Source organism: Enterococcus raffinosus (genome assembly GCF_019175485.1).
GTDB lineage: Bacteria > Bacillota > Bacilli > Lactobacillales > Enterococcaceae > Enterococcus_A > Enterococcus_A raffinosus.
On the sequence record NZ_CP072888.1, the window covers coordinates 2,180,457 to 2,201,767 of the forward strand.

21 protein-coding genes are annotated in these 21,311 nt (G+C 39.6%); 10 read left to right on the forward strand and 11 right to left on the reverse strand.

What is annotated here, in order from left to right:
* Nucleotide 1: 1 nt before the first annotated feature.
* The 3 genes from prmC to J9537_RS10710 are packed head-to-tail and all read right to left on the reverse strand — an operon-like array spanning nt 2 to nt 2,486.
* A complete protein-coding gene (prmC, locus tag J9537_RS10700; protein ID WP_028020365.1) occupies nt 2-835 on the reverse strand; it encodes a peptide chain release factor N(5)-glutamine methyltransferase in 834 nt (277 codons plus the stop codon).
* Nucleotides 828-1,901, reverse strand: coding sequence for a peptide chain release factor 1 (gene prfA, locus J9537_RS10705; protein WP_010745791.1), 1,074 nt, complete (start codon nt 1,899-1,901; stop codon nt 828-830). The genes prmC and prfA overlap by 8 nt, the downstream gene beginning before the upstream one ends.
* Before the next feature lie 3 nt (nt 1,902-1,904).
* The gene (locus J9537_RS10710) at nt 1,905-2,486 is read right to left on the reverse strand and encodes a thymidine kinase (protein ID WP_010745790.1); all 582 of its coding nucleotides are present in this window, start codon (nt 2,484-2,486) and stop codon (nt 1,905-1,907) included.
* A 210-nt stretch (nt 2,487-2,696) separates the two neighbouring features.
* On the opposite strand from J9537_RS10710, the gene J9537_RS10715 reads away from it, so the two are divergent.
* Nucleotides 2,697-4,232: a YfcC family protein gene (locus J9537_RS10715; RefSeq protein ID WP_028020366.1), complete on the forward strand. Its 1,536-nt coding sequence runs from the start codon at nt 2,697-2,699 to the stop codon at nt 4,230-4,232.
* Nucleotides 4,233-4,247: 15 nt separating this feature from the next.
* Here J9537_RS10715 and J9537_RS10720 read toward each other — a convergent pair whose 3' ends face one another.
* Nucleotides 4,248-4,706 (reverse strand): MerR family transcriptional regulator, encoded by a 459-nt coding sequence (locus tag J9537_RS10720; protein ID WP_028020367.1) that lies wholly within the window; start codon nt 4,704-4,706, stop codon nt 4,248-4,250.
* An 81-nt stretch (nt 4,707-4,787) separates the two neighbouring features.
* Here J9537_RS10720 and J9537_RS10725 point away from each other — a divergent pair, with 81 nt between their 5' ends.
* The 4 genes from J9537_RS10725 (at nt 4,788) to J9537_RS10740 (ending at nt 9,251) form a co-directional block, all read left to right on the forward strand.
* On the forward strand, nt 4,788-5,519 hold the full coding sequence (locus tag J9537_RS10725; protein ID WP_028020368.1) for an SDR family oxidoreductase: 732 nt from the start codon (nt 4,788-4,790) through the stop codon (nt 5,517-5,519).
* Between the two features lie 113 nt (nt 5,520-5,632).
* On the forward strand, nt 5,633-7,030 hold the full coding sequence (locus tag J9537_RS10730) for a TrkH family potassium uptake protein (protein ID WP_028020369.1): 1,398 nt from the start codon (nt 5,633-5,635) through the stop codon (nt 7,028-7,030).
* A 189-nt stretch (nt 7,031-7,219) separates the two neighbouring features.
* Nucleotides 7,220-8,572, forward strand: coding sequence for a Mur ligase family protein (locus tag J9537_RS10735; RefSeq protein ID WP_028020370.1), 1,353 nt, complete (start codon nt 7,220-7,222; stop codon nt 8,570-8,572).
* Nucleotides 8,565-9,251 carry a type 1 glutamine amidotransferase gene (locus J9537_RS10740; RefSeq protein WP_028020371.1) on the forward strand — a complete coding sequence of 229 codons (687 nt, stop codon included), beginning with the start codon at nt 8,565-8,567 and terminating at the stop codon, nt 9,249-9,251. Before J9537_RS10735 ends, J9537_RS10740 begins: the two co-directional genes overlap by 8 nt.
* Nucleotides 9,252-9,291: 40 nt before the next feature.
* Here the strand turns inward: J9537_RS10740 and manA are convergent, their stop codons facing one another.
* The 3 genes from manA to J9537_RS10755 form a co-directional block, all read right to left on the reverse strand.
* On the reverse strand, nt 9,292-10,242 hold the full coding sequence (gene manA, locus J9537_RS10745; RefSeq protein WP_028020372.1) for a mannose-6-phosphate isomerase, class I: 951 nt from the start codon (nt 10,240-10,242) through the stop codon (nt 9,292-9,294).
* 87 nt (nt 10,243-10,329) lie between these two features.
* The gene (locus tag J9537_RS10750; protein ID WP_028020373.1) at nt 10,330-11,361 is read right to left on the reverse strand and encodes a serine hydrolase domain-containing protein; all 1,032 of its coding nucleotides are present in this window, start codon (nt 11,359-11,361) and stop codon (nt 10,330-10,332) included.
* Nucleotides 11,362-11,498: 137 nt separating this feature from the next.
* Entirely contained in the window at nt 11,499-12,320 is an 822-nt protein-coding gene (locus J9537_RS10755) for a VOC family protein (protein WP_010745781.1), read from the reverse strand.
* Nucleotides 12,321-12,621: 301 nt separating this feature from the next.
* Here J9537_RS10755 and J9537_RS10760 point away from each other — a divergent pair, with 301 nt between their 5' ends.
* Both J9537_RS10760 and J9537_RS10765 read left to right on the forward strand, forming a co-directional pair.
* Nucleotides 12,622-12,930, forward strand: a complete 309-nt coding sequence (locus tag J9537_RS10760; RefSeq protein WP_028021304.1) for a rhodanese-like domain-containing protein — start codon at nt 12,622-12,624, stop codon at nt 12,928-12,930.
* Between the two features lie 98 nt (nt 12,931-13,028).
* A complete protein-coding gene (locus J9537_RS10765; RefSeq protein WP_010745779.1) occupies nt 13,029-13,649 on the forward strand; it encodes an NAD(P)H-dependent oxidoreductase in 621 nt (206 codons plus the stop codon).
* A gap of 36 nt (nt 13,650-13,685) precedes the next feature.
* Here J9537_RS10765 and J9537_RS10770 read toward each other — a convergent pair whose 3' ends face one another.
* Both J9537_RS10770 and J9537_RS10775 read right to left on the reverse strand, forming a co-directional pair.
* A complete protein-coding gene (locus tag J9537_RS10770; RefSeq protein WP_010745778.1) occupies nt 13,686-14,849 on the reverse strand; it encodes an AI-2E family transporter in 1,164 nt (387 codons plus the stop codon).
* A gap of 12 nt (nt 14,850-14,861) precedes the next feature.
* Entirely contained in the window at nt 14,862-15,206 is a 345-nt protein-coding gene (locus J9537_RS10775) for a PTS glucitol/sorbitol transporter subunit IIA (protein ID WP_010745777.1), read from the reverse strand.
* Nucleotides 15,207-15,312: 106 nt separating this feature from the next.
* Here J9537_RS10775 and J9537_RS10780 point away from each other — a divergent pair, with 106 nt between their 5' ends.
* Together J9537_RS10780 and J9537_RS10785 are read left to right on the forward strand one after the other, a co-directional pair.
* Nucleotides 15,313-16,332: a lactonase family protein gene (locus J9537_RS10780; protein ID WP_028021303.1), complete on the forward strand. Its 1,020-nt coding sequence runs from the start codon at nt 15,313-15,315 to the stop codon at nt 16,330-16,332.
* A gap of 13 nt (nt 16,333-16,345) precedes the next feature.
* Nucleotides 16,346-16,507, forward strand: coding sequence for a hypothetical protein (locus J9537_RS10785; RefSeq protein WP_169794381.1), 162 nt, complete (start codon nt 16,346-16,348; stop codon nt 16,505-16,507).
* 815 nt (nt 16,508-17,322) lie between these two features.
* Here J9537_RS10785 and J9537_RS10790 read toward each other — a convergent pair.
* Complete coding sequence (locus J9537_RS10790; protein WP_010745774.1) at nt 17,323-17,748, reverse strand: hypothetical protein; 426 nt, start codon at nt 17,746-17,748, stop codon at nt 17,323-17,325.
* Nucleotides 17,749-17,901: 153 nt separating this feature from the next.
* On the opposite strand from J9537_RS10790, the gene J9537_RS10795 reads away from it, so the two are divergent.
* Nucleotides 17,902-18,408, forward strand: a complete 507-nt coding sequence (locus tag J9537_RS10795; protein ID WP_060789505.1) for a GNAT family N-acetyltransferase — start codon at nt 17,902-17,904, stop codon at nt 18,406-18,408.
* Nucleotides 18,409-18,456: 48 nt separating this feature from the next.
* On the opposite strand, the gene J9537_RS10800 is transcribed toward J9537_RS10795, so the two are convergent.
* On the reverse strand, nt 18,457-21,135 hold the full coding sequence (locus J9537_RS10800; protein WP_028021301.1) for a calcium-translocating P-type ATPase, SERCA-type: 2,679 nt from the start codon (nt 21,133-21,135) through the stop codon (nt 18,457-18,459).
* Between the last annotated feature and the right edge of the window lie 176 nt (nt 21,136-21,311).

The window sequence follows — 21,311 nt, forward strand, 5'->3', positions numbered from 1 at the left end:
TTTACGCAATCACGACCATACGATCATTTCCAGACATATCTTGGTGAATACTTACCTTTTTTTCGGGGAAGGCCGTTTGAAAAATTTCCTTTACCGCTATTCCTTGACGAAACCCAATCTCTAAAAAAATCATGCCATCTATTTTTAGATGATCACGACTTTCCAAAGCGATCTTTTGGTAAATAGCTAGCCCATCCTTCTCAGCAAAAAGCGCCGTTTTGGGTTCATAAGTTCGTACACTTTCATCCATTAAATCCCACTCGTCTTGACTGATGTAAGGAGGATTGCTGATAATGACATCGTATTTTTCAGAAGTTCCCGATAAAACATCACTTTTCTTAAAATCAATAACTGCCTGCAGCGTCTCCGCATTTTCTTTTGCTACTTTTAGCGCAGCTGCGGATATATCAACAGCGGTTACCTGCCACATTGGACGCGCCAACTTTAAACTTATTGCAATTGCTCCCGTACCTGTCCCAATGTCAATAACGTTTTTAGACTCACGATCGTTATTCATGGATAAGCACAAAGCCACCAGTTCTTCTGTCTCTGGTCGTGGAATCAATGTATCTTTGGTGACTTTAAAACGATGATCAAAAAAATATTCATAGCCCAGCAAGTACTGAGGAGGAATGTTCTCCATCAGTCTGGCTAAATCTTTTTTTATCATTGCTTCATCCGAAGAGGAGATTTCCTCCCGCATGTGAAGCAGCCATTGTGTTTTATTCCAATTTTTGCGGGCTAAAAATAGGTATTCGATCGCATAGCCCTCTTTGCCAGAAGCTTCTAAAAAAGAAGAAGCCCCTGACAGGACTTCTACATAAGTTTTAGCCATTTTGCATCTCTTCCAGCTTCGTGGTTTGATCATACATAATTAAGGCATCAATAATCTCATCCAGCTTACCTGCTAGGATCTGATCTAATTTTTGAATGGTTAGGCCGATACGATGATCCGTCACACGATTTTGTGGAAAGTTATACGTACGGATACGTTCGGAACGATCTCCAGTACCGACAGCTGATTTACGGCTTGCATCATATTCACTTTGTGCTTCTTGTTGAATCTTATCATAGACACGAGCACGTAAAATCTTCATTGCTTTTTCTCGGTTTTTGATTTGAGAACGTTCATCCTGCATAGCGACAACGATCCCCGTTGGAATATGGGTTAAACGAACGGCCGACGCTGTCTTATTGACGTGCTGTCCACCAGCACCTGATGCGTGATAAATATCTGTCCGAATATCCTTATCGGCGATATCAATTTCAACTTCCTCTGCTTCCGGCATCACCACGACAGTCGCAGTCGATGTATGAATACGTCCTTGAGATTCCGTTGATGGAACACGTTGCACACGATGCGCGCCGCTTTCGTATTTCAGTTTTGAAAAGACGCTGTCGCCTGTAATCATCATGATGACTTCCTTGTACCCGCCGATTCCAGTTACATTGGCCTCCATGACCTCTGTTTTCCAGCCTTGGCTTTCAGCATACTTCTGATACATGTTGAAAAGATCCCCAGCAAATAACGCTGCTTCGTCACCACCAGCGGCTCCGCGAATTTCCATAATGATATTTTTATCATCGTTCGGGTCTTTTGGTAATAGCAGAATCTTGATCTCATCTTCTAAAACTTCTTTTTCTTTTTTTAAGTCTGACAGCTCTTCTTTTGCCATCTCAGCCATTTCAGCATCTAAGTTCTCACCTAGTAACTCCTCAGCATCACTGATTCCCTCCACCACTTTTTTATAGCGGCGGTAAGTTTCTACTGTATCGCGCGTATTGGCTTCTTCTTTTGAAAGCTGCATGAAACGCTGGGTATCACTGATGACTTCTGGGTCACTCAATAATTCACCTAGCTCTTCATAACGATCTTCAATTGCTTGCAGTTGATCGTACATGGATTAGTTCTCCTCCTTAATTTCTGGATGTAAATAATGTTTGCGGCAAACTGGGTAATAGGCTTCATTGCCCCCAATTTGGACCTGATCGCCTTCGTAAACTGGGCGACCATCAATATAATGCAGATTCATCGTTGCCTTTTTATGACAAAACCAACAAATCGTTTTTAATTCTTCTAATTTATCCGCATACAGCAGTAAATATTTCGATCCTTCGAACATCTCATTACGAAAATCATTTTTCAAGCCAAAGGCCATAACCGGGACATCTAAATCATCCACGACTTGTGCCAATTGCAGGACATGTTCTTTTGATAAAAATTGAGATTCATCAATCAAGACACAATAAGGTTTGTAATCGAGACTTTTGATGAATTCAAAAATATTGGTTTCAGAAAAAATCGGTACTGCTGGGCGACTTAAGCCGATCCGACTAGAGATGTTCCCCACCCCTTCGCGTGTATCTAAGCCACTGGTCATCAGTACTACCGGTTTATTTTGTTCTTCATAATTATGGGCGACTTTCAATATCTCGATCGTCTTCCCGCTATTCATTGCACCGTATTTAAAAAAAAGCTGGGCCATTTCATGTCACCTTTCCCTTTTGTTCCTATCGTATTATAGCGGAAAAGCTGGATTATTTACAGTAATAATTTTCATTAAGTAATCTCTTAGAAGAATCCTTGCTGATTTTCCAGAAAGTCACAGGCGATCTTTTTAGGATTATAAGCCTTCAGTGCTATACTTTTTAATAGTAATTATTTTTTATTAATACAAACTATAGGAGGCTTTTTCATGGAACAATCGGACAAAAAGAAACGGCGCAGTTTTCCTTCCGCGTACACAGTCATCATCATTGTATTGATTATGGTTCAGGCACTAACCTTTTTCATCCCTTCTGGAAAATACAGTACCCTGACCTATGACAGCGGAAAAGACCAATTCGCCATCACCAATGCACAAGACAAAACAGTCATGGAGCCAGCAACGCAAAAAACATTAGACAAATATGATATTCATATCAAAGTCGACAAGTTTCGCGACGGAACAATCTACCGGCCTGCAGCAATTCCAAATTCTTACGAGCAAATCAAAAAACCAAAACGTGGGATAACAGGAACCATCACTCAGTTTTTACGTTCTCAAGTTCAAGGGATTACTGAAAGCGTCGATATCATGATCTTTATTCTAATTTTGGGCGGCGTCATCGGCATCGTCAATGCCACCGGAGCAATGGATGCTGGCATGATGCGCCTTTCAGAGAAGCTCAAAGGAAAACAAAAATGGCTGATCGTAATCGTCACTACGTTAATCGCAATTGGTGGAACAACTTTTGGACTAGCGGAAGAAACCATCGCTTTTTATCCAATCTTGATTCCGATCTTCTTATTAGCAGGTTATGATACCTTAACGGCTGTCGCCACGATCTACTTAGGGACGGCCATCGGGACAATGAGCTCCACCATTAATCCATTCTCCACGGTTATTGCATCGAATGCCGCGGGGATCAGCTTTACTGATGGCATGCCCTTACGTATTTTGATGTGGATCGCCGCTGTCGGTATTTCGATTCTCTACACGATTCGTTATGCCGAAAAAGTACGCTTGAACCCCGCAGCTTCTTTAGTCGCTGAACAGGCAGTGAGTGATCGCGAACGCTTTTTAGGTGGACAGGATCGTGAAAAAAACGCTGATTTTACCAGACGTCAAAAATTTTCATTGATCGTTTTTGCCCTAGGTTTTGTAGTTATGATCTATGGTGTCCAGCAGTTAGGTTGGTATTTTACTGAGATCGCTGTAGTCTTTTTAGCGGTAACCTATGTCTTAGCTTTTGTCTCCGGCTTAGGGGAGAAAAAATTCATCGACAGTTTTGTTACAGGTGCGGCTGATCTTCTTGGTGTTGCTTTAATCGTCGGTTTGGCACGTTCTGTCGGTATCGTGATGGAAAATAGCTTCATCAGCGATACAATCATGAATTTCTTTAGCAACGCAATTAGTGGCATGAACAACGTTATCTTCATTTGGTTTATGTTTCTTGTTTACATTATCTTAGGCTTCTTCATCCAGTCTTCCTCTGGGCTAGCCGTATTATCAATGCCGATCATGGCGCCTTTAGCGGATGTTGTCGGAATTGATCGTGCATTGATTGTAGATGCCTACAATTGGGGCCAAGGCTTGATTGGATTGGTAGCACCAACGGGGTTGATTCTTGTTTCTCTATCTGTAGTCAACGTTGGGTTTGATAAGTGGATCAAGTTTGTTACCAAGCTATTAATCACGATTATTGTTTTGATCCTCGCCTTCCTAGCCATTGGTGTATTGATCTCTTAGTAAAAATCCTGGATCTTAAACGGATCCAGGATTTTTTGATGCTAAATATTTTTGATGCCACTTGCCATCAACTTGCCGGGTCCCCTCTTTGAAGAAAACTTCTTCCGTTCCTGCTTCATTGGCGGTTTGATAGTACCATTTTTTCCAGCGTAAAAAATCAAGCTGTGTTTGTAAATCATAGATTTTTTTCTCCAATGCTGCTTCTTGCTCGATCATAAATGCATACCGCTGTGGCAATGTCTCGTCGCCTTCTACACACCAGTCCATGAATTTCGCGATTTCCTTAACAGGAATTCCTGAGCGTTTCAAACAGTCGATTACTTCTATATAGCCCAGATCGTCTTCAGTAAATTCTCTACGACCAGCATTATTCTTCTTTACAAAAGGTAATAACCCTGCTTTATCATAGTATCTTAGGGTATCCTGAGAGATCCCATACATTTTAGTAATATCACCAATCAAAAATTTTTTCATTTTCCATACTTCCTTCTTGACCTGGAGTTAACTCCAAGTAGTAGAGTAAGTCTATCATAATTTTGAAAGAAGGCAATTTTAATGGAAAAATCTTTAATCGTCATTACAGGTGCAAGTTCTGGCTTTGGTGCAGAAATCGCTAAACTTTTTAATCAGGCAGGTAACCCACTGCTTTTACTCGGTCGTCGGACTGAAAAAATCGAGGCTCTACCGTTAAATTTTGACAACGTCATGGTTGAACGGGTTGATGTTACTGACTACCAAGTCTTTGAAGCAAGCATCAAAAAAGCCGAAGCAGCTTTTGGACCTGTCGATCTTCTAGTCAATAATGCTGGGGTCATGTTGTTAGGAAATGTCTTGACTCAAGATCCTAAAGAATGGCAAACCATGATGAACACGAACGTAATGGGTGTGTTAAATGGGATGCAGATCGTTCTACCTGGTATGAAAGAGCGCAAACACGGAACGGTCATTAATATGTCTTCACTTGCCGGAAAGAAAACTTTCACTAATCACGCGGCCTATGTTGCTTCAAAATTTGGCGTTCATGGTTTGAGCGAAACGATTCGAGAAGAATTATCTGGTGACAATGTCCGTGTTTCATTAGTTGCTCCAGGCGCTGCTGAAACAGAATTATTAACCCATGTCACCGATCAAGGGGCTTTAACTGACTATCAAGCTTGGAAAGAAGGCATGGGCGGTATCACACTTAACCCTGTCCACGTAGCTGAAAGCGTCAAATTTATTTATGATATGCCTCAAGAGGTCACTATTCGTGAAATTGACATCGCTGCAACTGCACAAGATAATTAACAGACATGAACACCTTCCTTACTCCTGCCAAATCGGTGGGAGTTTTTTTTATTGAAGCATGCTATACTGTCTCTATTGTTAAAATTTCGAATAGATGATTTAAGGAGTGCCCCATGAAGTTTGATCGACGAATAAGTTTTCTCAAAAAGAGTTGGAAAAAAATCAATAATCGTTTTTCTTCGATTCAGATCATTGTCTTCTATTATTTGGCCATGACAGTTCTTTCATTGATTTTATTTAGCTTGCCTTTTTTTCGTGAACCCGGTTCTCACGTGTCTTTTTTGGATATGCTTTTCATGGCGATTTCAACCATATCGGTCACAGGGTTAACGACCTTTGATATTAACTCGGTCTTCAATGACGCTGGCATCCTTATGCTGGAGGTTTTATTCCATATCGGCGGATTAGGAATCATGATGATCACTACCTTCTTTTTTATTGTTTCTAAGCGTCGAATCACCTTAAAACAGCGACAGCTGATTATGACGGATATGAACCAGCCTCGACTCAGCGGCATCGTCAATTTAATTCGTATTACTTTTACGATGCTGCTAGCAATCGAGGTTATATTCGGAACGATCTTCTCTATTTATTTCTATTTGGCTGGATACTATCATAAACTCTCAGAAGCCATCTTCTTTGGCTTTTATCAGGCGATTTCGGCAGTGACAAACTCTGGCTTTGATGTCACCGGCGAATCGATTATCCCTTTTTCTCATGACGTGTTCTTTATCGTAACGATTATGGTATTAATTTTTATCGGCGGCATCGGCTTCCCAGTCTTGATGGATTTTCATGGATGGATTTATCATAAAAAATCTAAGTCACGGATTCCGTTTCGTTTTAGTCTATTTTCAAAAATTGCGTTACTGGCATTCTTCGTGCTGTTTATCGGAGGAACTGTAGCCATTTGGCTGCTGGAAAAAGACCACAACTTCTCCAATATGAATTTATTTGATCAGTGGTTGAACTCTTCCTTCTACTCGATGACCACACGTAACGCCGGCCTACAGATTCACGATCTGAATCTCTTCCAAAATACGACATTGATCATTTTCTCCTTATTGATGTTTATTGGCTGTTCACCAAGTTCTGTCGGTGGAGGAATTCGGACGACGACAATTGCAATTATTGGATTGTACCTCTATTCCTTCTTAAAAAATGAAAATGATATTAATATCTTCGGGCGGAAAATCGCGCAGGAGGATGTTCGGAAATCGGTGGTGGTCTTTATGCTCTCTGCAGGCATGTGTCTCTTTAGTATCCTATTTTTGACCGCAACAGAAGATCACTCGCTTATCTCAATCATAGTAGAGGTTACTTCAGCATTTGGAACGACGGGCCTCTCCTTAGGGATCACCGATGATCTTTCCAACACAGGCAAGATCATGATCGCTATTTTAATGTTCATTGGTCGTGTGGGTATGCTGTATACATTGATGCTATTCGTTCCGAAAGAAACACAAGACTTAGGCTATGAATTTCCAGAAGAAAAGATTATTATTGGCTAGGAGCAAAAACTTGCTCCAGCCTTTTTTTGTATGTGGTATTCTACACTTTGATGAAGCAAATGAATGATAAACAAAATATCTTTCAAGAAGGATACTGCTGTAATCATTAAGAAAAAGGAAAGCTATTTAAACTTTTTTTTCAAATATGATAAGATGAATTAAATTTGTTACAGACATGGAGGATGTGTAATGGGGTTACGAAGTCAACTGGCAATCTCGGCCGGCAAGACCGCCCAATGGGTATTAAAAACGTTCTTTAAAGGAGGATCCAGTTATCCGGGTCAGCTTGCTTTAAAGATGGATCCGAAAATTTTAGATACATTAGTCAAAGACTATAAAGTCGTCGTTGTTACGGGAACCAATGGAAAAACGTTGACGACCGCTTTAACAGTAAATATTTTGAAGCAGGAATTTGATTACGTACTGACGAATCCAACGGGGGCTAATATGGTTCAAGGGATCGTTTCTACCTTCTTAAACGCGAAGGGAAAAAAAGGCGGAAAGAAAATCGCTGTTTTAGAAATCGATGAGGCCAGTTTGAGCAAGGTGACAGAATACATCAAGCCTGAACTGTTCTTATTCACAAATATTTTCCGTGATCAGATGGATCGCTACGGTGAAATCTATACAACGTATAAATTAATCGTGGATGGTGCTGCAAAATCACCGAATGCGCCGATTTTGTGCAATGGGGACTCTCCCATCTTTAATTCATTGGAAACAGTTAATCCAAGAAAATATTATGGCTTTGATCATCTGCCTGATAAGGATCAAGATGCGCACTATAATACAGATGGGTTGCTTTGTCCGAAATGTCAGCACATTTTAAAATATAAAATGATTACCTATGCCAATCTTGGAAAATATTATTGTCCAAACTGCGGGTTTCATCGACCAGAATTAGATTACAAATTGACTGAGATGAAGGCAATGGATAATAAATCTTCAGAATTTATCATTGACGGGCAGGATTATAAAATCGAAGTCGGTGGTATGTACAATGTCTATAATGCCCTCGCCGCAACTGCTGTAGCTGAATATTACGGTGTGTCAAAAGAAAAAATCAAACGTGGTCTCGGATATGATGAAAAAGTCTTCGGACGGCAAGAAGAATTTGAGATCGAGGGTAAAAAATGTACACTGGTCTTGGTAAAAAATCCTGTGGGTCTGAATCAAGTTATTGATATGATTGGTTTAGCACCGTATCCTTTCTCATTAGTATCGCTTTTGAACGCCAACTATGCTGACGGAATTGATATTAGTTGGATCTGGGACGGCAATCATGAAGCATTTGCTGAGATGGACATTCCCGCAGTGATTGCTGGAGGCGACCGTCATACTGACATGGCTCTTCGCTTAAAAGTCGCAGGCATTCCTGAGGATAAATTGACCGAGACAGAAAGCTTGACGGATGTCATCGAAAAGATCAAACTATTGCCGACGGAACACGTGTATATCCTAGCGACCTACACTGCCGTCTTACAATTACGTAAAGAATTAGCCCAAAAAGGCTACATTGATGGAGGTATGGATCGTGGCTAACTATGAATTGAACTTAGCACATTTATACGGAAATTTATTAAATACCTATGGTGATAACGGAAACCTTCTAACCTTGAATTATTACGCGAAACAAATGGGCATCGAGCTTCACTCAGAAATCGTAAGTATTTATCAAGACTTCGATCCTGATAAGTATGATTTTGTTTTTATTGGCGGCGGTCAAGATTATGAGCAGGTGATCGTATCCAAAGATATTCAGGATAAAAAAGAAGATTTAATCAAGTACATCGAAAACGATGGGGTCATCCTATCGATTTGCGGAGGCTATCAATTATTAGGACACTATTACATTGGTGCAAATGGTGAAAAAATCGATGGGATCGGGGCCCTGGATCATTACACATTAAGCCAAGACAACCACCGCTTTATCGGTGATATTGAGATCCACAATGAAGAGTTCGGTGAGACCTATTACGGATTTGAAAACCATAACGGACGGACATTTTTAGGAGAAGGCGAACGACCTCTAGGCACGATTGTCAAAGGAAATGGCAATAACGGCGAAGATCAAGGAGAAGGCGTCATTTACAAAAATGTTTATGGCTCTTATTTCCACGGACCGATCTTAGCCCGTAATAAATCTTTAGCTGTGCGTTTACTCCACACCGCATTAAAAAATAAATATGGCGAAGACGTCATACTTCCAGAATTACCATAAAAAATGACCATCAGCTTCTCGCTGATGGTCATTTTTTTCTTTATTTCGTTCCTGGCGTTGATGCGATTATCTTCATCTCGCCTTCAACTTTCCATTCTGTGATTTGAGCTGGTAGAATACAGCTTGTTCCAGGCTTCATTTCATAGCTTTGACCGTCAACGATCAAGTTTCCATAGCCTTCAACAACGGTTACTAGTGTATAGTCGCCCTCTTTTTTAAGAGAAAGCTCACCAATAACATCCCATTCATAAACGTTAAAGAAATCTGTTTTTAGGTAAGTGATCACTGATGAGGTTCCTTTTTTACTTTCAGAAACCTCTAGTTCAGGACTAATTGCAGGAACTGTTGTGACATCAATAGATTGTTGGATGTGTAACTCACGGGTATTCCCTTGATCATCTTTGCGATCGTAGTCATAAACACGATAAGTTGTATCCGAACTTTGTTGCGTTTCTAAAATCATGATTCCTTTACCGATCGCATGGATCGTTCCGCTTGGTACGTAGAAGAAATCTCCTTGTTTAACAGGGACACGGCGCAATAAATCATCCCAACGTTCTTCTTTGATCATTGCTGCCAACTCTTCACGTGTGGTTGCGTTGTGTCCGTAGACAATTTCCGAACCTGGTTTTGCATTAATAATGTACCAGCATTCTGTCTTTCCTAATTCACCTTCATGTTCTAACCCATAGCTGTCATCAGGATGAACTTGGACCGATAAATCATCCTCCGCATCTAAAATTTTCGTCAACAATGGAAAGACATCCCCTTCAGCGTTTCCGAATAATTCACGATGTTCGCTCCAAAGATCACTAATCTTCCAGCCTTTATATGGGCCATTTTCTACAATACTAACGCCATGAGGATGTCCGCTGATCGCCCAATCTTCTCCAATTTTATCGTTAGGAATATCAAAGCCAAAAACGGTGTGTAATTGATTACCGCCCCAAATTTTTTCTTGAAAAACTGGTTTTAAAAATAATGGTTCCATGATTCTTGCTCCTTTTTATTCGATTTATTTTCAAGTCTAATACTACTCACCTAGTCCAATATCATTCGATTGGGTTCTCTTTTCTCATTACTTTTGATAGTTTTTCATCCGCTCATTTAAGTAGCAGTTCAAAATCTCATCGCGGTGAGTAATATAGCTTTCTCGATGATCTTCTAAGTGTACACGGTTGGATAGAAAAATGAAGGCAGATTTTTTTATGATGTCCAGCATCAAAAAAGTCCCTGTATACCCTGTATGAAAAAGTAATGGTGTTTGATCCAATGGACTGAATTTCAAGTCCCACCCAATTGAACGTTTTCCTTTTTTGTTTGGTGTCTGATCGTTAAGTAAAGCTAAAATTGTCTTGTCATGCAAATAAATAATATCGCTAACACGTCCAAGATTCAAATACATTTTTGCAAATTTACTTAAATCTTTCACATTCGTAAAAAGACCTGCATTGCCGGCATGCTCAGCCAAGACTCGAGCTTTTGGATCATGCGTTACGCCTTTCAAAATTGTCCCGTTAGGAAGCTTTTCTGTCGGAACGATTTTATCCTCTAACGACTGTGGCAAAAAGATACTCTCTAACAGACCAAGCGGCTGTAAAACTTCCTCCTTGAATACTTCGATAACGTCTTTTTGATAAAGCTCTTCAATCAAAAAGCCTAGCAAAATCGTTCCCGCATCTGTATATTGAACCACTTCTCCAAGTTTGTCCCCTGGTTGAAGAGTTAGATAGGCCCCACGTAGTTCTTGCGCATCCAACTGGTCACGATTCGGTATATAGGTCTGGATATTCGATGTATGGGTCAGCAAATGTCGAATGGTAATCGTTTCATTTTGAAATTCTGGTAATAGTTCGTGCAGCGATTGGTCCCAAGAGACTTTCCCTTCTTCTTTGAGCTTTAGCATCACCGTCGTCGTACAGACCACTTTTGTTAAAGAGGCGACATCAAAAAGAAAATCTTCCTGCATGGCAAGCTTTGTTGGTTCGATTTGTGCAAATCCGTAGACTTCTTCTTCCTCTTGCTCGCCTTCGATAAAACGAAGGACTGCACCAGGAAAAACACCGTCTCTCATTTTTTCTTCAATTAAATGACGTGTTTCAGGATACATGACCGTCCTCCTTAAAAATATTACCCAAAAAAGTATAGCATAAAATAAAATTTGAAAGCTTCGGACAATTAAAAAAAGATTTTATTTTTAGCCAGCAGCCATATATAGAAAAAAACCGCGATTTCTCGCGGCTTTTATTATTTCAATACGAACCACCATTCGATGCCTGCTGCATCGTAAAGGGTAATCAGTGATTTTTTCTTATCACAAAAATAGTCTAACTGTTCTTCAGCCAAGTGCTGACGCAGTTCTGACAATGTCTCCTTCGAGACTTTAAATTGTAGGAAATCTAAACCTAAAACTTTGTCTGTTGGTAAATCAATTGTCCCACCAGTAGCTGCTGTTAACCCTACATTAAAATCGCCCCTGTTCAAAAGAGAGGCTTCATCGCTCTCATCATGCACCTTCAATCCCAGAATATCTTCTAAGAATGATTGCTGCTTCTTCAAGTCACTCACATTTAAGTGAACCTTGTCAAAATAAGCACCATGAATTTTTTCCCGCTTTGTAGCCTTGGTTAACAATTCGGTAAAATCGATTTCGATCGGTTCCGAAGTTGAACGTTCCTTGCTAGGAGCATAGAAAATTTCAATCTCATTTCCTTCAGGGTCTTCAAAGAGCAAGCCCTTTTCATCATCCGCCTGCAAGGCAGATTTGACTGGATAGTTTTCTTTTTCTGCTCGATAATAAACGTTCGCTAATTCTTCTACATTAGGCACAACTAGTGAAAAGCGGTGCATCTTTTTTATTTCTCCACGATGTTCATCTGCCCGTGGGCTTTCTTCCAACCAAAGCAATTCGCTGGCTGGATCTTTATATCCTAGAATTGCCAATTCATTTTCTTCCCGCAATAAATGTAAGCCAATAATATCACGATAGAAGTGAATCAATCCGTCACGATCTCGTACTCGAATAGCGATCGTTTTTAAATTAAGTTTCCCTAAATGAAAATTTCCCATTATTCTCTTCCCTCCGTCACTACCATTTTAACGATGCGATCGGTTTCGCGCAAGCAATATCATTTTATAAATAATTTTAAACTCTGGGAAAATTTTTCACTGTTCTTCTACCAAAGAATAAATGATTTTCTATGAATGCAAGAAAAATGCTTATCAATATTTTCTCTAAATAAAAATTTTTTGAATGTTTTCTTTACTTTTCATCAAATTCCAGTAAAATGACTATGATAACACTTGTAATAAGACAATAAATATATTAGAGTTGAAATCAATCTTAAGAAAGAAAAGGCTGTTGAGAAAAATGAATTACTCAGTAACAACAAAAGAATTTATGATGCTTGCCGCGAAAGAACCCTTGGATGTTTTGGACTTGAGAGACCCTGATTTAAATGATTCCTTTGAGCTATCAGAAGGATCAAATGTCACCCGTATTCCGCTAACCCAATTGCCTAATCGTTTAAGCCAACTTGACAAAGGTAAAACGTATTACCTGTTCACTCAATTTGGTGGTCGTTCAAAAACGATGGCGCAATTTTTAAGAAATGAAGGCTACCAAGTAGTAAATGTGATTGGTGGAACTTCTGCGTATAAACAATATCTAGCAAGTTAACAAAAAATGTTTTTAATGTTTGCATTGAGCAAATAAATTGTCTGTTTTAGATATATTGTGTACGATTCGTTTGTAATTAAATTTAAGGAGTGCTAGTTTTGGCAAATGTTTTAGTAGTGAATGCGCATCCGTTAGCCGCAGAAGACTCACAAACTGTAACTGTTTTGGACACTTTCATTAAGGCCCATCAAGAAAGTCATCCTGAAGATGTTTTCACCATGTTAGATTTGTATTATACAGATATCCCCGAAATTGACGGCGACCTGCTATCGGCTTGGAAATCGCTGCAAAAAGGTGCTGATTTTACAGAATTAAGTAACGTTCAACAAGAAAAAGTTCGTGTTTTCAATGAATTTACTGATCAATTTTTAGCTAGTGAAAAAATCGTCATCGCCAATGCTTTATGGAATCTAAATATTCCAACAAGATTAAAAGCATGGTTTGACACAATCAACGTCGCAGGTAAAACCTTCAAATATACGGCAGAAGGTCCAACCGGATTGATTACAGATAAAAAAGCTCTTCACATACAATCAAGTGGCGGTACATATAACGGTCAAGATTTCTCTGCACAATACGTTAAAGGAATTTTGAATTTTATCGGTATCTCTGAATTTGATTCCATTTATATTGAAGGTGCAGACTATGATCCATCGAGAGCACCTGAAATTATGGAAGCGGCTAAAGAAAAAGCCAAAGCATTGGCTGCTCAATTTTAGCAAACCCATGCTTTGAAACACAAAAAATCCTGTCGATTACTCGTCGACAGGATTTTTTTCTTCGTCCTCATAAAGGTTTGAAACTCCTTTGTACCATTCAAATACATGAATAGCGATAACCTTCGCCACGGCGTAAAAGGGAATCCCTAAGATCACACCAGCGATACCAAAGATTTTCCCAGCTGTTAACAATACAAACATGATTGTTACTGGATGAATTTCTAATTGATTCCCCAAGACCAATGGTGAAACGATTCGACCTTCGATTGTTTGCTCAATCGCAAAAACAATAATCACTTTAATCAACATAATCGGACCAGTAACAATCGCAATGAACACGACTGGTACCATGGCCAAAAACGAACCCAAATACGGAATCAAATTCAAAAATCCTGCTAAGATTCCTAATGTGATAGCATAATTCATTCCTACTAAAGAGAATCCAATAATGAACATTACCGCCACTGCGAAAGCCACAGTCAACTGTCCGCGAATATACGAAGCCAACTGGGAATTCATTTCAGTCATCACTCTCAGTGTTGGTTTGCGTGTCTTTGTCGGTAGAAACTTAAGGATATATGGTGCTAACTGATCGCCATCCTTTAATAGGAAAAACAAGATGATCGGCGCGGTGATCAACGCAATCACCACGGTTGCAAGAGTCGACACAACGCTTCCTAAGCCCTGTAGCGTCACACGAGAAATATTTTGAGCAGTCTCTGTTAAGGATTCCAATATTTTCTGCAGACTATTATCAATATGCTGCTGAAATGGCTGGAAGGCTGGATCTTTGAAGATCTCACTTATCTTGTCACTAATCGTATCAAAATATCCTGGCAAGCTTCTCATCATTGAGCCCACTTGTTCCCGAATCTGAGGAATAATAACCACGATCCCCCAAATGATTAATGCCACAACGGCAATAAATAGTAACACGATCCCTATCGTTCGCTTGATGCCCTTTCTCTCTAAAAAATTGACAACTGGATTCATTAAATAATAAAGAATCCCCGCAATTACCATCGGCAAGCCTACGATAGCAAAAAATTGTCCAACAGGCTCAAACAGATAGGATACTTTTGTAAAGACCAACGCAATCAACAGCAGCAACAATACGATGATCAGTGCCACAACCACTTGACTGTTTAAGAACCATTTCCAAAACCAAGAGGTCTTCTGCGTTAATTTCTTTTTATCCACTCACTCACGCTCCTACTGATAACTGATTTTCATTCCGACTTCCAATTTAGGAAGCTTTTCCGGGGTAACATATATCCCGTTTGGAATCGCGCCAACTTCTTCTTGAAAGAAAACAGTCGCATGTCCAATTTCATTTAGATTTTCATTCGCTAATGGTCCTACCCCATTTATTTGATAGCTTTGATCGCCAAAAATAAGTTGTCCGCCTTTTTTTAGCTCAACCAATTCTTCATTAATTTTCTTTTGAACGATCGAAACATCCAACAAGTCTGGCGTGATGCTCTCACCAAAAAGAACTAGAATGTTTTCATCGTTAATCGCATGTTTTCCAATTTGAGTAATTTCTGTCACTGTCATATGTCACGCTCTTTTCTTGTTTATTTTTCAATTATATCACAAAGTTAGCGCTATCCAAGTGGGAATAAACTTGCTAAAATGGACATAGAATGAAGGAGGTTTTTTAATGATTCACACGATTACTTTAGGCACATACACACGACGCATTAGTCAAGGTATTTATCAAATTGAGTTAGATACTGCGAAGGAGACATTAAACAACTTAACATTAGTAACAGAAGAAACCAGCCCTACCTACCTTACGAAGAGTAAGCAGCAGACCCTATATTCTGTGACCAGTCGCGAGGGAAAAGGCGGACTTTCCAGTTATGATTCTCAAAATAAATTTTTGAATGCAGCCACAGAAGAAGGCGCTGCACCTTGCTATGTTGCGGTAGACGAAGCCCGTCAATTAGTATACGGCGCAAATTACCATAAAGGTGCATTGAACACATATAAAATTCAACCTGACGGTTCACTTGAAGCAGCAGCGTCTCTTTTCCATAAGGAACCAACAGGCCCTCATAAAAATCAAGACAAGGCGCATACCCACTACACAGATTTGACACCGGATCAACGTCTAGCTGTGTGTGATCTAGGTACTGACCGTGTCTATACGTATGATGTTACTGAAGCTGGTGAGGTTGAAGAAGTTGCTGTTTACGTTGCGGAGCCTGGAACGGGACCGCGTCATTTGGTATTCCATCCTAATAAAGCTATTGCCTATCTTTTTGGTGAATTGGACAGCAGTGTTAGTGTCTTGTCCTACGATGAAACTGACGGCAGCTTTACTCAAAAACAAAAAGTTTCCACCTTACCACAAGATTTTGATGGTGAAAATGGTGGAGCAGCTATTCGTGTTTCTAATGATGGACGGTTCTTATACGCATCAAATCGTGGTCACAACTCTATTGCAGCCTTCGCAATCGCAGAGGATGGCTTAAGCGTTGAGACTATCCAAATCATTTCTACTGAAGGTGATTTCCCTAGAGATTTTGCTTTGAGCCCAGATGGTGCTTATGTTGTCGCAGCAAATCAGAACAGCGACAATCTTACTCTTTACCGTCGCGATAAAGAGAACGGTTTATTGACAATGATTCAAAAGGATGTTTTTGCTCCGGAAGCTGTTTGTGTGTATTTCGGGTAGAAAGGAAATGATTATGGACAAAGAAGCAGTGATTGAACGATTAAAAAAAGATCTGGATCTGCCTAATTTTAAAGGGCGGTTAGAAGAGAAAGAGTATACTGAAGAGGAGTATCAAAAAGTCAAGAACGACCTAAATGATTACTTCGAAAACTATGTAAGAAATATTGAGAATTAATATTTTAAAAAAGGCTGACCAAAGTGAGTTTCACTTAGTGGTCAGCCTTCTTTTTATTTAATGAATAAAATCGTTTCGATTATCTAGTAAAATATTCGCTACGTACATCAGCAGACAAGCATTCTTACTGACTCAATGATTATCTTCACATCAGATAAACTGCTAAAAGCAGAACTCGCAGCTAACTCATTTTAAAGGATTCATTTTTGAAGACCGCAAAAATGAGTTTTGCTTCGTCACGCCTATCATCCAACTAAACTTCTTGTTCCAAGACTCCTTAAAAAAATAATCCCACTCATACTTTAATAAACTGTGAAAAGTTGGACTGACAGCTAACTCTTTTCGATGAAATCATTTTTCGAGGACCACAAAAATGATTCTGATTTTCGTTTCGCATACGATTCTGCTAAACTACACAAATTCTTATAGTCTTAAAAACTCAATGATTATCATTCACATCAGATAAACTGCTAAAAGCAGAACTCGCAGCTATCTCTTTTTAAAGAATTCATTTTTGAAGACCGCAAAAATGAGTTTTACTTCGTCACGCATATCATCCAACTAAACTTCTTGTTCCAAGACTCCTTAAAAAAAATAATTCCACTCATACTTTAACAAACTGTGAAAAGTTGGAATGACAAAAAAAGCACCGATCGGCAAATCGGTGCTAAAGGAGTATTACCTAAATGCAATGAAAAAGAAAAGGTTGTTATTGGTTATGAATTAATCATACCTGATCTTTCCCTATTTGTATTTAAAATAACGTTATAAAAAAATTAGAAAACCTTTGTTCTATTTGAATTTTGACTTGTTACCTATTTCAATAACAAATTCGTGATTTTTTGAATTGTTTTGTAGATCGTATCCGTTGCAGCATCTTGTTTTTTTTCAGCTGCATTAAAGGCTTCCTCATTTACTTCCGGTAATAGGCTGTCTGTCATTTCTTGGCAGCCAGCGACATATTGAATATAGGCTTTTTCGAAGCTTTTATGATTTCCCATCACTTTTGCTGGTGCTTTCAGCAGACCTATTTTTTCTAAATTTAATTGGTAAAATTGTGTTCCTTCTTTAAAAAGTTCGTGGATTTCAGATAAACGTTCTTGATCAAAATCAGCTATTTTCTTTTCATCTAAAGCCGTACGTATTTCCTCATAGCTTGGGTGTAGACGTTCTCCCATTTTTTCTGTATTTTGGACAATTTCATTAATTTCTCTAGCGTAAAACCCTGTATTAGGTCGCATTCATTTCTTCCTACTTTCTATCTTTTGATACTTTCATTTTACCGATTTTCGATCAAGATGCAAAGCTGCCTAGAAAATATTAAGAAATGACTTCATTTTTACTTTAAATGATGATACCGTTAAAGGAACAATTATTTCTTAGGAGGCATGTTTATGGATAAGATCATTCGAAAATGGCGGCTAGAGGATGCGAAAGATTTAGCGGGAATGTTAAGCAATAAGAAAATTCAAGACAACTTACACGATGGCCTTCCTTATCCTTACACTGAGAAAGACGCACAAGCATTTATTCAAGACATGCTAGCGGCTGACTCAACCAAAACTTTTGCATTTGCGATAATTAACGATGAAAACAAAGCCATCGGCAGTATTGGTGCTTTTCGATGTGAGAACATCCATCGTCAAACGGCTGAGATGGGCTATTATTTAGCAGAAGAGTACTGGGGCAAAGGAATTGCTACGGAAGCTGTGAAACAGCTGGCAGATCATGTATTTAATCAAACGGACATCATGCGTATTTTCGCCGAACCCTTTTCAACAAACAGAGGCTCTTGTCGCGTATTAGAAAAAAGCGGTTTTCAATTTGAGGGAACGTTAAGAAAGAATGCCGTCAAAAACGGTGAAATCAAAGACATGCAGATGTATGCCTTAATCAAATAAAAAACCTTCGCATCTCGGTTAATTGATCGAAATGCGAAGGTTTCTTTTTTACTTATCTTTTTGTGCTCCTCGTTGGAAAGCTTTTACGATTTCAACGATTGGAATAATCGCAAAGGATGCACCGATGACGATGCCCCATTGATAAAGATCAAGATGAGCTACTCGGAAGATATCATTCAATCCAGGAACGACGATGATCACCATCATCAATACAAAGGAAAGTAAGATCGCCCAGTTGAAGCTCTTGTTGCGGAAAGGTCCTACTTTAAATAAGGATTGATGAACTGATTTCACGTTAAAAGCGTGGAATAGCTGCATCAGACCTAACGTAGCAAAGGCCATTGTCAACGCATCTGAATGAATCTCTCCATAGCTGGTATGAACGGGCCATTGAATTGCGGACCAGTAAACAAACAATACAGTAGCGGCTTCTAAGATTCCTTGATAGATAATACTAGAGAAGACCCCGCCTGAGAACAGGTTCGAACTGCGGCCACGAGGTTTGTGCTGCATCAAATCTTTTTCAGCTGGTTCCATACCTAAAGCAATTGCTGGGAATGTGTCAGTTACCAAGTTGATCCATAACAAGTGGATAGGTAACAAGGTGTCCCAACCAAGCAATGTAGCGATAAACAAGGTCAACACTTCACCCAAGTTGGCAGCCAATAAATATTGAACTGCTTTTTGGATATTTGAGAAGACCTTTCGTCCTTCTTCAACAGCGACTACGATTGTGGCAAAGTTATCATCCGCAAGGACCATATCAGAAGCACCCTTAGAAACTTCTGTCCCTGTGATTCCCATACCGATACCAATATCTGCCTGTTTCAAGGCAGGAGCATCATTGACACCATCACCGGTCATGGCAACGACTTTTCCTTCTTTTTGCCACGCTTTGACGATTCGAACTTTATGCTCCGGAGAAACACGGGCATAAACGGAATAATGTTCAACTTTTTGAGCAAACTCTTCATCAGTCATTTCATTTAGTTGAGCACCCGTCAGTACGGAGTCGTCATCGCCTTTTTCAATGATCCCTAAACGAGCAGCAATAGCTTCCGCTGTATCTTTGTGGTCCCCTGTGATCATGATTGGGCGGACCCCAGCTTCTTTCGCTACACGTACAGCTTCAGCTGCTTCCGCACGTTCTGGGTCGATCATGCCGACTAGCCCAGCAAAAATCAGATCATTTTCAATGATTTCAGATTCCAGTTCAACAGGAATTTGATCAACATACTTGTAAGCCATTCCTAAGACACGCAAAGCTTGCTGCGCCATGTCTTTATTATTGGCTAAAATATCTTGTTTTTCCTTGTCCGTCATTGGTACAACTTGACCATTTAACAGAATTTGTGTTGCACGATCCAATAAAACATCCGGTGCTCCTTTAACAGCCACCAGTATCTTTCCGTCTTTTTCTTCGTGTAAAGTACTCATCAATTTACGATCAGAGTCGAAAGGTAATTCACCAACACGAGGTTCCTCGGCTACCTTTTCACGAACATCAAAATGATTATTCAACCCAAATTGGACAAGCGCCGTTTCAGTCGGATCACCAATCAAACTGCCATCTTGAGCGATTTTAGTATCATTCGCATAGTTCATGACCTTCATCGCCATACTGTCACTAGGAACTTCGCCGTTTGCTTCATACTGATGATTATCAACATATAATTTTTCAACAGTCATTTGATTCAAGGTCAACGTCCCTGTTTTATCTGAAGCGATAATATCTGTTGAACCCAAAGTTTCAACTGCTGGTAATTTACGAATGACAGAATTACGTTTAGCCATTACTTGTGTTCCTAAAGCAAGGATGATTGTAACGATCGCAGGTAATCCTTCTGGGATCGCCGCAACGGCTAATGAGATCGACGTCAATAGCATATCGACCCATGAAGTGTTGTTAAAGACTGTTCCTACGAAAAACATCACTACCGCAATGATAATAATTGCAAACGTCAAGAATTTACCTAATTGATTCAAGTTATTCTTAAGCGGTGTTTCAGTTTCGTCCGCTTGTGCCAACATTCCAGCGATTTTTCCTACTTCGGTATTCATTCCGGTGTTGACAACGACACCTTTACCACGACCATAGGTGACGTTACTATTTGAGTAAGCCATATTCACACGATCACCAATGCCGACTTCGCCTTCATCGATCACGATGAGCTCTTTTTCAACGGGGACAGATTCACCAGTTAAGGCCGCTTCTTCAATCTTTAATGAGGCAACCTCAATCAAACGCAGATCTGCTGGTACCACATCTCCGGCTTCCAACATAACTATATCCCCAGGAACAAGATCTGTTGATTTTACTGAACTTGTGTGTCCATCCCGTAAGACATTTGCATTCGGTGTTGACATTTCACGCAACGCTTCAATCGCTTGTTCCGCCTTAGATTCTTGTACCACACCCATTACGGCATTAATAATAACAACAGCTAGAATAATGATCGAGTCGACTACCTCATGTGAGACGACCGCGGAAATAACTGCTGCAAATAGTAAAACAATGATCATTAAGTCCTTGAATTGCTCCAAGAAGCGGGCGAGCATACTTTTCTTTTCACCCTCTTCTAGTTCATTCAAACCATATTCATTCAGGCGTTTTTCTGCTTCTGCAGATGTCAGCCCTTCTTCTGTTGTTTGAACTTCTGCTAAAACCTGTTCTTTTTCTTCCGAATAAAAAGGCTTTATCAGTTGTTGTTTTTTCTCCTCTGACATTCTTATCCTCCTTAATATAGTGTTCCTTTCGGGAGTAAAAAAAATAGACTTGTGTATGCGAAAAGACACATACATAAGTCTCACTATTTAAGACAACACCAGAAAAATATTTTTTTCTTGCTGGTGGCGTTGCCACAGCTTGCGCTGCTAGTTACTCCCTCATGAATACAAAACGA

Bases quoted from the DNA above. Each gene is read 5' to 3' on its own strand.
- prmC (WP_028020365.1), bottom strand. From the start codon at position 835: ATGGCTAAAACTTATGTAGAAGTCCTGTCAGGGGCTTCTTCTTTTTTA.
- prfA (WP_010745791.1), bottom strand. From the start codon at position 1,901: ATGTACGATCAACTGCAAGCAATTGAAGATCGTTATGAAGAGCTAGGT.
- J9537_RS10710 (WP_010745790.1), bottom strand. From the start codon at position 2,486: ATGGCCCAGCTTTTTTTTAAATACGGTGCAATGAATAGCGGGAAGACG.
- J9537_RS10715 (WP_028020366.1), top strand. From the start codon at position 2,697: ATGGAACAATCGGACAAAAAGAAACGGCGCAGTTTTCCTTCCGCGTAC.
- J9537_RS10720 (WP_028020367.1), bottom strand. From the start codon at position 4,706: ATGAAAAAATTTTTGATTGGTGATATTACTAAAATGTATGGGATCTCT.
- J9537_RS10725 (WP_028020368.1), top strand. From the start codon at position 4,788: ATGGAAAAATCTTTAATCGTCATTACAGGTGCAAGTTCTGGCTTTGGT.
- J9537_RS10730 (WP_028020369.1), top strand. From the start codon at position 5,633: ATGAAGTTTGATCGACGAATAAGTTTTCTCAAAAAGAGTTGGAAAAAA.
- J9537_RS10735 (WP_028020370.1), top strand. From the start codon at position 7,220: ATGGGGTTACGAAGTCAACTGGCAATCTCGGCCGGCAAGACCGCCCAA.
- manA (WP_028020372.1), bottom strand. From the start codon at position 10,242: ATGGAACCATTATTTTTAAAACCAGTTTTTCAAGAAAAAATTTGGGGC.
- J9537_RS10750 (WP_028020373.1), bottom strand. From the start codon at position 11,361: ATGTATCCTGAAACACGTCATTTAATTGAAGAAAAAATGAGAGACGGT.
- J9537_RS10755 (WP_010745781.1), bottom strand. From the start codon at position 12,320: ATGGGAAATTTTCATTTAGGGAAACTTAATTTAAAAACGATCGCTATT.
- J9537_RS10760 (WP_028021304.1), top strand. From the start codon at position 12,622: ATGAATTACTCAGTAACAACAAAAGAATTTATGATGCTTGCCGCGAAA.
- J9537_RS10775 (WP_010745777.1), bottom strand. From the start codon at position 15,206: ATGACAGTGACAGAAATTACTCAAATTGGAAAACATGCGATTAACGAT.
- J9537_RS10780 (WP_028021303.1), top strand. From the start codon at position 15,313: ATGATTCACACGATTACTTTAGGCACATACACACGACGCATTAGTCAA.
- J9537_RS10785 (WP_169794381.1), top strand. From the start codon at position 16,346: ATGGACAAAGAAGCAGTGATTGAACGATTAAAAAAAGATCTGGATCTG.
- J9537_RS10790 (WP_010745774.1), bottom strand. From the start codon at position 17,748: ATGCGACCTAATACAGGGTTTTACGCTAGAGAAATTAATGAAATTGTC.
- J9537_RS10795 (WP_060789505.1), top strand. From the start codon at position 17,902: ATGGATAAGATCATTCGAAAATGGCGGCTAGAGGATGCGAAAGATTTA.
- J9537_RS10800 (WP_028021301.1), bottom strand. From the start codon at position 21,135: ATGTCAGAGGAGAAAAAACAACAACTGATAAAGCCTTTTTATTCGGAA.